Below are 10,132 nucleotides of genomic sequence, written 5' to 3'. Positions count from 1 at the left end.
ACCCAACGGTTGATTGTCGAGTGGTCCACGTTCACTCCACGCTCCTGCATCATCTCCTCTAAATCTCGATAGCTTAAGGAATAGCGGCAGTACCACCGCACATTGAGCAGGATAATTTCGGGCAAAAAGTGCCGCCACTTGAATAGAGAAGCAGTAGACATTGAAGAGGAAGAAGGCAAAGCTGGGCTTACCTACCTTACCATTGACCCATTTTTGCGACACAACCTTGTTCTTTCCTAATGTAAAATTGGCTGAACATTTGTACTGCTTCATCTGTGAAAATTAATTGCCTCGCTAAGACCCTTTCAACACATGAAATTGCTTGTTTGTTTGATCGAAAGATAAGATTTGATCTGGATTTGATGCTATTTTGGCTGGAGAAGATGTAAAGAATGGAGGAGATCTCCTCTATATCGTTGATTTCCTGCATAGAGCAACTGCCGGCTAAGCGCGATCGAGAGTTGTTCGGGGTTTGTTTGTACACGACCGCCCGGATAAATGAGGCTTGTTCATTACATACCGCCGACCTGTATAGGGTGGATGGACGAGTGCGCGATCGCATTACGTTTTATACGAACCTAATACTCTTAGCAACTAAAACATAATTTTTTACATTTTCTACCCAGTCACCTCGTATCTATTAGGGAGGACATATCTTTATTGCCCGCTCTCGAACTTCTGCTCACAAGGTAAAACTAATCAAACCCTATAACAATGAGAGTATCCTCAATCCATCCTTGGTACTTACTTGAAAGTGCATTCAGATCTATCCAGCCGTTCTATGGTACGCTCCTGCTTTTTTCTGTGCCCCTATCGATTTCGCCATTGTTTAGCACTATGGTGCCAGAGTCATTGCGTTCTGTTTTTAGCACTCTGTACTATCTATCAATTTGGTCAATTTTTAGTTCAGCATCGGTGTTCTATATTTATTGCAAACTTAATTGTCAGAAAATATCAATTCAGCAATCTATACGAGTTAGTCTCAACAAATTTGCTGACTTGCTCTTGTGGAAAACCTTACAAGTAGTACTCATATACACTTTTATCATTCCTCGCCTTTCATTTGTGACATGGGCAATCATGATCGAAAATTACTCCTTAGAAGATGCGCTTAGGCGGAGTTGGAATCTCACAAGAGGCTATGGATGGCAGATTTTTGGCAGTTATGTTGCATTTGCTCTGGGCGCTAGAGCCGCAACAACTTTATCCAGTGGACTGATTGCCGCAGCGTTCGGGGTTTCTCTTACAGATCTATCCCAACCTGCATCAATCACCGATCTGCCTAGTGTGGTCGCTAAAGTTGCGGATTTAGGGCTGTCCCTTTTTCTGATTCAGCCCATCAGTCTAATGTTTTATATGTTGATTTTTTTATATCTTCTTGATGTCGAAAGGCAGCGCCTTAGTTTAAAATCTCCGGCAGCTTTCACAACTCAGACCGTTGAATGAAATCAGCGAAATCACCCGGTTCAAATAGGCGCTGATAGTCTTCGGATTGACGACCTGGATCAGAGTTATCTGATGTTACAGAGTGAGTATAGATATAATCACATTCAATTCCATCGAGTTTGGTTGAGTTTGTGATTTTCCAGTCTTGAATAGTGGCACCTGTCAAGCAAGCTCCTGTTAAATCAGCGTTTTCTAGTTGCGTTTGAGATAGTTTTGCCCTGGAAAGGTCTGCATCGTGGAGGTTTGTATTTCTCAGGTCAGTGCCGATCAAACTTGCGCCAGCTAGATTAACGCCAGATAAATTGATTCCTTGTAACGAGAGGCGATCGAATACTTTTCCCTGTCCTCGTCCGGTTGTGACCAATTCTCGAATGAATTTAGATTGGAGGTAAGTTTCGGTGAAGTGAGCCAGATCCAATGCTTTTACCTGGAACCAGGTAACCCGCGTGAGATTAGCATCACTGAAATTGGCATAGGCAACGGTTGCGCCTGAAAAGTTGGCATCTGTTAAGTTCGCTGCACGAAAACGAGTTCCTCCCAGGAATTTGCTAATAAAAGCAGCCGCAGCCTGATTTAGAAATGAATAGCGTGAGTCTTCCATAAGCGATCGCCAACCCATATAGGTTCCCAATCCGGCAATGAGAATGACGGTGATAATAGAACCAGTCGATCGCAGTAAACTGCCGCTTAAGCTCAATCGCCCTAACCAAATAGGAATCCAGGCTAACCCGATCGACAATGCTAAAAACTGATTGACAGATTTAACCAGGGCAATACTAATTGCTTCAGACAGCACGATTCCAATAACTCCAGCCACAATGATCAGCGTGGTAGTGTAAGTTGCTGTATCAGGGTTCATGCTGTTTAACATGTTTTCAAACCACGTCTGTAGTGCACCTTCTTCAATACCTGTCACCACATAAGGCGTATATCGACCCAGCAGATATTGCAAGCATTGGATTGTATAGGCGACGAAGCCAAAAGCACAGGACCCGATCCACCAACTTGCCCATTTTCCAGAGAAGCTCAAAACGCCTAACCTGCTGTTGGCTATGCCGATCGCAAAGGCAATAATTCCGGCGAGCGCTAGCAAAAGTCGGGTGATCCAATCCCAGATAGTGGTGAATCCTGCAGACTCTGTTATCCCCAAAATGGCACTCAAGAGATAAAGCATTCCAACCACAGCAAAGACAAATGCTCCTAGTGTTGCTTCAATTCCCCAACGCAGTGTAAATATGCCGATGAGGATTGACAAGGTTGAGCTAATCAACACGAGGAAAAAGATTTCTTCAGAAGGGGGATTCGTTAAGGTAGCCTGGAGAAAATTGCTTATGAGCATTGTTCCAATTCCTGCCGCGATCGACAGCAAGATCGCACAAACTATCAGCAAAATTGTCCAGTGTGATGTGAACCCCGTTGTCGTGTGCGAGAAGTTTGCCCCGGTTAAATTCGCGTTAGTGAAATCTGTACTCCGCAGATCGGCATAGCTGAAATCCGCGTTGGCTAAGTCCTGATCTTTAAAGGATTTTCCCTGAAGGTCAGCATGACGATAATTGGGATAAGCCTGGTCTTCATTAATCAGCGCTTGAACTGGATCAGGAATGGGCAGTTTCACACCAACAATGCGGATTTGGCGATCGCCACCTATCAGCGGCTTCAAGCGTTGAGCTGCTTCAGAAAACTTTCCTCGCGCAAAGGCTGTGATTCCCTGAACATAGCTAAACAATGGTTCAAACTCTTCCAGCGGCATTGCTAGCGTTTGGAGTAAGACTTCCAGCCGCAGCAGTTCTGCTTTGTTGTTGAAATTCAGCTTTGAGAGGAATGAGGTAATTTCATAAGCGGTTTTATGAGGACGAGTGTAGGCTAAGGCAACCCAGCGCTGTACCTTTGCAATCGCTTGTCCATCCGCCTCGCTGTTCTGAAGCTCTTGCTGAACGTAATCCAGTAAGAAATCAGATAACACTTTGATGCGCTGTTGACCAAATCTTGGGTCTTGTTGCAACCGCGCTAAAAGTTCATCGCGCACAGCAATATCCATTTGATAAAGCTCATATCCAACTTCGTGACACAAGCTAGAGAGCAGCAGATCAGACACAGCAATCCAGGGAATATTTAACGACTGACCAGCACTGTCTTGCTGAAAATTGAGCCGCAGACGATACAGCAAATCAGGAGTCAACGCAATGGGGAAAGCGGCATGATAAGCCAGATAAAGGTGCGATCGTCCAAAGCGCCGTTCAAAAGCGGCGATCTGTCTTGCTGCACTGCCAGGTTTTGTGTTGGAAGTTGCTGTCATAATTGGTCCTACCTAAATCGCCCTCGCAAGACAGAAATAGCTTCGTCTAATCCCCGTCGATTCAACTCAAACATGGGAACAACTTGAGAAATTTGCCCAGCAGTTGTGCTTACCCAACGAGCGGACGGCAACGGATTCAGCCAAGCGATATACCGAACTCGTCGTTTGAATGTGGTTAAAAAGGCAGTTGTCAGTTCTAACCGTTCCGCATTGAGTGTTCCTCGCGCTGCGCCCGCATCGCTAAAGATTAAAACCCCCGTGTAGGAGGATTGAACCGTGTTTAAGACTTCATCAATAGTCTCAGCTTGCTGAAAGTAGCGATCGCCATATAAATAGTCCATTGGGCAATTATGAAAATAGTAGACATTAGCATTCTCCAACCGTCCACCCCGCACCGCTGTTTCTGCTAACCGTTCTGAAAAGCTATGAAACGGTACCATCGAGCCATCCTGATCGATCAGCAACAACAGTCTGCTTTGATTGGCTCGTCGCGGCACTAAAACAGGCTCCAACAACATGCCTTGTCTACTGATTTGATTTAACGTTGCCTCGACATCCAACTCTGTCGGAGTGCCAGTTCGCACCATGCGACGCAAAAATCGCCAACTCTGCTTCATCTGGCGACGGGTTAACGGAAAATACTCAGTCGTTTGTCTAAAAGACGAACGAGACATGATGGGAAGTGTTGACGGGAGTTGCGGTGCAGCAGAAACATCCCTGTCTTTATCCGCTGCCTCTGATCCTTGCTTGGGGGAATTTGTTGGTTCAGGTGCAGTCGGTGGATCAGCAGCACGCGAGTCTGGGGAAGCTTTAGCAGATGAAGTGCGCGATCGCCAATAGATGAGATACACGATCACGGGTAGCCCAGCATAAATGAGCAACAACCATAAAACATGAAACGGTCTACCCTCTGAATCCATTGCCCGAATTTCAAAAGATTGTAGATCCGAACCACCATGCTGGTCTTTAATTTGCAGCTCTACACGATAACGAGAATCAGCACGTTTTTGTTCTTCAGAATTTTCTACCCGTTGCACCGTGCCAAAGAGAACGGCAGTGCCATTGCCCTGATCCTTAAACCTCAGCCAGTTGGAATAATTGGGCAGATTGGATTCTGTTTCATCTGCCTCAATTCCCTGTTCGCTAATGAGATACGTCTGTCGATTTAGCCAAATTTTAGCCTCAATGGTCAGGGTGTCTCCTGCATCAAAATCCTTGGCTTGAATCTTATATTCATAGGGTTTGCCGTAGTTTGCCTGCACGACAGGTTGACTGATGAAGATCGGATAATGATTGGTGCGTCCCACAAGGGCGGAAAGCAGATAGGGTAACACCACAATGCCCACTGAAAAGGCATAGATGCCCACTGTAGCGGCGATCTGGCGAGGGCTTAGTGCTTCTGGTATTGGCTGGTCTGAGGTCAACTGCTCTGCTACGGGAACGAGGTTGACAGCAGGAGCCGTTGAGGGCTTCGTTTCAGGCAGAATCGTGCGATCGAAGTGATAGTCAAATAGCTTTTGTTCCTCCTCCGACTTGACCCAAAGCGTACGACAGAGTCGAGCCAGGGCAGCGCGATCGCCAATTCCAAACCCTGCTTGTAAGGCTTCCAAGGCAGCTTGATAGTCGTCTACACCAAGCGGAAAGCCCGCTTCGCGTAACCGGGTAAATAGCGCCAGCAGAGGAAGATCGTCCATCGCAAAGAAACCAGCAGATTAAAATCAACAGTTAGGCTTGGTTGTAAATATACGCTTTATGATCATCCCAACTTTTTAACAGCACACTGGCAAAGGGAATTTTGTGATCGAGCTGAGACAAAACCTCATCATCTTGAGCATAGTGACTAAGAACTTGAAACCAGTCGATCAATTCACTAGTGCTCACCTTTTTCCCTGCATCTCCTTTATCCTGCCGCATTCTCTCTCGAAGTTCCCAAAAGCGAGCAATGGCTTTGTTAACCAGTTCTTGGGGTTCCTCCGGAAAATGTGCTTTGATGATGTCAGCCAGGCGTTCTGGTGCAGGAAACTCAATGTAGTGAAATAAGCAGCGCCGCAAAAAGGCATCCGGTAAATCCTTCTCGTCATTGCTGGTGATGAAAACAATCGGCGGAGCACTGGCTTGAATCAGTTGTCGGGTTTCTTTCACCTCAAATGAAAGCTGTTCTAACTCAAACAGCAGGTCATTCGGAAAATCGATATCTGCCTTGTCAATCTCGTCAATCAGAACCACTGTAGTCTGGGGCGATCGAAATGCCTCTCCCAACGCACCCCAACTAATATAAGTAACTGGATCATCAGCTCGTTGAATCTGTTCTGTCGTCAAACGGTTGGATGCTGCAAGCTGAGCATCTCGCAAACGTCCCACCGCATCGTACAGATACAATTCATCTTGCGCCCGACTCGTGGACTTAACGTACCACGCCTTAAAATCCAGACCTAGCTCATAAGCAACGGCTCTGGCAAGCTGGGTTTTGCCACATCCAGGTTCGCCCTGCAACAGCAGCGGACGACGTAAATAGATTGCCAGATTGACAGCTTCTAGCAATTCAGGACTGGGCAAATATGGATACAACAACTGCCCAGTTTGTAGGTCACGCTCTCCCGGTTTGGGATGTATTCGCCCTGTGTACTTTAGCGATCGCTCCCTTGTCATTTCAACCATGCGTCAATCCATTCGCACTCGCAGAGGTCACAAATTGCTTGCATCACGGGCAGCGGTTTACCCAACTCACTATTCTCCCAAATAACTTGCACCGCTTGATTAATATCCTCAGTTAGTTGTCTAGGCAAATAGAACAAGCGATCTTCAATCCAGGTGTGCAGAAGGCTAGTTGAGAGTTCTTCTAAACCCGGAAGTTTGACCGGGGTACAGCAACTCCAGTTTGGTTCATAGCTATCAGCTAAAGGAATGTTCCAATCGGCAATCTGATCTTCGTTGTCAATAAAGAACATCAGCAGTTTGTGGGGTGTTTGAGAACTGATCTGCTCAGCTTCGATCGCCAACGGCAGCCAAAGCTCCTCTAGCAGTTTCCGAAATAATTCTTCTGATAAGAAATTAATATTATCTACGACAATGCACAGGTTTTGAGTTTTCCAGCGAGTATAAATTCGTTGAGTAATGGCTTGGGGAGAATCCGTGATTCCGCCAAAACGCCGTCGAAACTCTCTCCACATCTCCTGTGGGCTAGGCGTGCGAAAGGATGAACATAGATTAATCCAAATCGGCTGATCGGCAAGCCTGAAGGTAATTTTGTGAAGAAGCTGATTCACTAACCAGTCGTGCCCATAGTCTCTGGAACGGCCGTGAATTAAAAACGCCGATACCTGATGACTAGCAGCAAATCGATGGAATAAACGTTCCTGCGCCTGATAATCTAACTCCAGCAGAAATCGATAAATTTGTTGGCTCTTTGTTTGCCGGAGTTTAGCATTGAGTTGTTCTCGCTCGAACTCCAGTTCTTCAATGGTCTTCTCATACTTGAAGCGAAGTACTTCATCAGTTTCAACGCTTAGTTTAATTCGCAACCTCCGGATTAACTCACATTTCTGCTCAAAGTCTCGCTGCAACTCTTCAAATTCGCTTTCTTCAATCTTCTGATAGGGAACCATATGAATGTCTAAAATTCGATCCTACGAAAGCGAATAACAGTTACCTAGATTGAAGTCTACTGTCTATATCTTCAATTTTTTGTATGATGCAATCGCGTTTTAGCTGGTCTTGCTGAATGACTTGCTCATACTTAAAACGCACAGTTACGTCTGTCTCAATTGCTAAGGCATTATTTAAGCGTTGAATCCTTTCACCAAGTATCTCGTATTCCTGTTGCAAACTAGCCTGATCTTTCTCAAATTGCTGTCGTTCCCAGGTAGACAAGGTGTTTGGCTGAGAACTAATTTTCTTTGTGGAGCCAACTTGACTAACACCTTTCGTTAACACGGGTGTCAAGTGTTCATAAATGCCTGCCATACGAATTGAGCTACACCCCCACTTATAAGCAAACTCGATTTCATATCCAGCCCCTAAAGCATCATAAAAGCCACAGGAAAACTTTAGAGCTGCTCGATCCCCGATTGCACAACTCATACCAATTAGATAAGGAACGTGTTGAACAATCAACTTTGCTTGAATTTCTGAGTAACAAGCATTAAGGACAACACACTCAACGCTGCCTTCGACAAGCTGAAACAATCCAGACAAAGCCTCTGAACCAACCCACTGCGGGTTGCCACTATCGTCTTCTAGAATCAAACCCTCATCTCCTCCGCCATGCCCCGAAAAGTGAACAATTTGAGGATTGACTTCTAGCATGGCATGTTGAACATCTTCGGGACGAACAGCCCATCTTTGTTCCAACACGAAGTTATTACGATATTTTGATCTTTTTAGGCTTTCATCAATATCACGTACTTCCTGCTCTAGCCGTAAGGAAGCCGTCCCTTTCGGGTTTGCCGCTAAAACCAGGATTGTTCTAATAGGGAGGCTATCAGTACTTGTCATGAGAGTTAGGACAGATTTTCTTACATAGAAGATAACTCTTTAACCTGCTTTACACTAGGTCAAAGTACCAATTAATACATATTAGGTTGAATTATCTCCTTAAACGAGCGCTGAGGTGATTAGGACTCTCTGAAAATTAGAACTTCTCAGCAATCGCGCCTAAAGCCCTTTGATCCAAAGTGAGCCGCCATAAAACTCACCCTGCGACTCCAATTCAAATCCACCCAGCAGTACACCCAGCCATACCTCAATCGGCGGCATCTTCAGACCTGACATAGCTGAGCAAACTGCACTTGATCTTCGGCGACTGCCCACAACCACTGGTTGATCGCCTCAATCCAGGCAGAGATATTTTCATCGTGAGCGATCGCCAACACATCCTCCTTAAGCACCTCCGCCTCCATCTGATCCACCATCGCCAGCACCGCCTCCTTTTCCACGACTGCCACGATCGACCCTTCCTGCCTAGTCTCTCTCCTGTACCGCTGCTTCCGAGGTGGCACTGGCTCCATTAACTCACTTAAATCCACCACTATCGTCTGCCGCACCAGATCATTAAAAAAGTCGCGATCTACTGCCGGGTCCCGCGATGCATGTTCCCACTCCTCAATCCAAGTTTCAGACCGCACTGCGTACACCTCAGCCAGCCGGAGAAACGCCTCACCTGCCAGCTGCAACTGCTCCGACCCTGGAATCTGCGAAATCGCCTCTTCCACCTCCGCCAGCAATGTCTCAAAATTCACCTGCTCCGGCATCAACTGAGCAGATCGCAGCGTCTCCCACAGCGGCAGTTCTAACTAAACCTCAGAGGTAAGCCACTGGTTTGACCAGTGCGACTCGACCAGCTTTGAGCATTCGGCAGTAAAGTAACTCCCACGGTGGCTTGGTGAAGTAAAACCGTAGAAAAGTAGTATGTCCGAATTGTATCAAAGCCTTTTCCACTCTAAGTGGAACTGCAAGTACCACATTGTGTTCACACCCAAATATCGTCGCAAGGAATGAGACTGGCTTCGCAGAACGCCACCGACCAAGGTGCCCAGAAGAGCCAGAACTAATAGGCAAACCCTAAAAAGCTGAAAGCCCCCACATTTACTGCAGTGGAAGAATCTGCTTCTATGCTCAGCCAGACTAATCCTTCACAGGCTTGCTGAACCCCAAAGGCGATCGGAATAGACGCAAGTGGAAGATAACTGGAGTTTTGCCCATAAGCTAACCGCAACGCATAAAGACCTGCCGGGATTAACAGGGCACTGGCAGTAAAGCTAACAGGGGCAGAGAAACACATTAGACTTGTCGGGTAATAACGAGAAAAATGGCTGAAAGCTCTGTCCTGCAAAGGTTGTAGCAATTTTCAGCAAAAATGACGGAAAAGCTTACTGCGTAAGGTTTTTGAGGATTTTTTGTTCTATTTCCCAACAACTCTATTACTCATACTCAGGACGGCAATCGGCAAAGGTAATGGCTTCACTATCGAGGAACCCTGCGATTGCCATTTCAAGCACCATTTCTGGGGGGTAATCAGTTTCTTTAGCGTGAGCCAGCAGTGCTCGTTGAATGCGCTCAGGCAACGCTGCCAGGAACATCTTTGCCGCAACCGGGCTGAGATGCTCATCATTTTGCTGGGGAGGTCGGGATGTACTGGCTGATTGCATTAGTCCCTCGCAGGGTATCGGGCGTTATAGGGTGGCTTGGCAGCCGCAATAATCATGGCTTCTAAGCTCGATGATAACGTCTGAAGCTCGATGAAATTGAGTGGATGCAGCAAGAGCCTGACATCTTCAGAGTTGTAGCGATCGAGCCAAGACCAAAGAAACGCTTTATGCCCATCTCGAAACCGCTCCCTGCTGTAGCGAGTCTTACCCACATAGAGAAGACCTAACTCCCGATGGCGAACTG

General features: G+C 46.4%; 9 protein-coding genes and 3 pseudogenes. 2 read left to right on the top strand and 10 right to left on the bottom strand.

Annotated elements, in window-relative coordinates; translation table 11 throughout:
• A pseudogene (locus H6F88_RS11180) lies at nucleotides 1–161 on the bottom strand (IS6 family transposase); the annotation flags it as partial.
• A gap of 553 nt (nucleotides 162–714) precedes the next feature.
• On the opposite strand from H6F88_RS11180, the gene H6F88_RS11175 reads away from it, so the two are divergent.
• Entirely contained in the window at nucleotides 715–1,446 is a 732-nt protein-coding gene (locus tag H6F88_RS11175) for a hypothetical protein (RefSeq protein WP_206756438.1), read from the top strand.
• On the opposite strand, the gene H6F88_RS11170 is transcribed toward H6F88_RS11175, so the two are convergent.
• The 6 genes from H6F88_RS11170 to H6F88_RS11145 all read right to left on the bottom strand — a co-directional run bounded on the left by H6F88_RS11170 (nucleotide 1,424) and on the right by H6F88_RS11145 (nucleotide 8,991).
• On the bottom strand, nucleotides 1,424–3,742 hold the full coding sequence (locus H6F88_RS11170) for a pentapeptide repeat-containing protein (protein ID WP_190642829.1): 2,319 nt from the start codon (nucleotides 3,740–3,742) through the stop codon (nucleotides 1,424–1,426). The genes H6F88_RS11175 and H6F88_RS11170 overlap by 23 nt on opposite strands.
• Nucleotides 3,743–3,750: 8 nt before the next feature.
• Complete coding sequence (locus H6F88_RS32625) at nucleotides 3,751–5,436, bottom strand: VWA domain-containing protein (protein ID WP_199333553.1); 1,686 nt, start codon at nucleotides 5,434–5,436, stop codon at nucleotides 3,751–3,753.
• Between the two features lie 31 nt (nucleotides 5,437–5,467).
• Entirely contained in the window at nucleotides 5,468–6,400 is a 933-nt protein-coding gene (locus tag H6F88_RS11160) for a MoxR family ATPase (protein ID WP_190642828.1), read from the bottom strand.
• Nucleotides 6,388–7,347 carry a hypothetical protein gene (locus tag H6F88_RS11155; RefSeq protein ID WP_190642827.1) on the bottom strand — a complete coding sequence of 320 codons (960 nt, stop codon included), beginning with the start codon at nucleotides 7,345–7,347 and terminating at the stop codon, nucleotides 6,388–6,390. The genes H6F88_RS11160 and H6F88_RS11155 overlap by 13 nt, the downstream gene beginning before the upstream one ends.
• Before the next feature lie 40 nt (nucleotides 7,348–7,387).
• Nucleotides 7,388–8,236 carry a CHAT domain-containing protein gene (locus H6F88_RS11150; protein WP_190642826.1) on the bottom strand — a complete coding sequence of 283 codons (849 nt, stop codon included), beginning with the start codon at nucleotides 8,234–8,236 and terminating at the stop codon, nucleotides 7,388–7,390.
• Nucleotides 8,237–8,499: 263 nt separating this feature from the next.
• On the bottom strand, nucleotides 8,500–8,991 hold the full coding sequence (locus H6F88_RS11145; protein ID WP_206756437.1) for a hypothetical protein: 492 nt from the start codon (nucleotides 8,989–8,991) through the stop codon (nucleotides 8,500–8,502).
• 157 nt (nucleotides 8,992–9,148) lie between these two features.
• Here H6F88_RS11145 and H6F88_RS11140 point away from each other — a divergent pair.
• Nucleotides 9,149–9,232, top strand: a pseudogene (locus tag H6F88_RS11140) (IS200/IS605 family transposase); the annotation flags it as partial.
• Between the two features lie 55 nt (nucleotides 9,233–9,287).
• Here H6F88_RS11140 and H6F88_RS11135 read toward each other — a convergent pair.
• The 3 genes and pseudogenes from H6F88_RS11135 to H6F88_RS11125 all read right to left on the bottom strand — a co-directional run.
• Nucleotides 9,288–9,521: a hypothetical protein gene (locus H6F88_RS11135; RefSeq protein ID WP_190642824.1), complete on the bottom strand. Its 234-nt coding sequence runs from the start codon at nucleotides 9,519–9,521 to the stop codon at nucleotides 9,288–9,290.
• A gap of 139 nt (nucleotides 9,522–9,660) precedes the next feature.
• Complete coding sequence (locus H6F88_RS11130) at nucleotides 9,661–9,888, bottom strand: hypothetical protein (RefSeq protein WP_190642833.1); 228 nt, start codon at nucleotides 9,886–9,888, stop codon at nucleotides 9,661–9,663.
• Nucleotides 9,888–10,132 (bottom strand): annotated as a pseudogene (locus tag H6F88_RS11125) (GIY-YIG nuclease family protein); the annotation flags it as partial. The gene H6F88_RS11130 and the pseudogene H6F88_RS11125, both read right to left, overlap by 1 nt.

The sequence above is a fragment of the Oculatella sp. FACHB-28 genome (genome assembly GCF_014696015.1).
GTDB lineage: Bacteria > Cyanobacteriota > Cyanobacteriia > Elainellales > Elainellaceae > JAAUTN01.
Note: the sequence above shows the minus strand (reverse complement) of the source record. Positions and strands in the feature narration are given on the sequence as shown.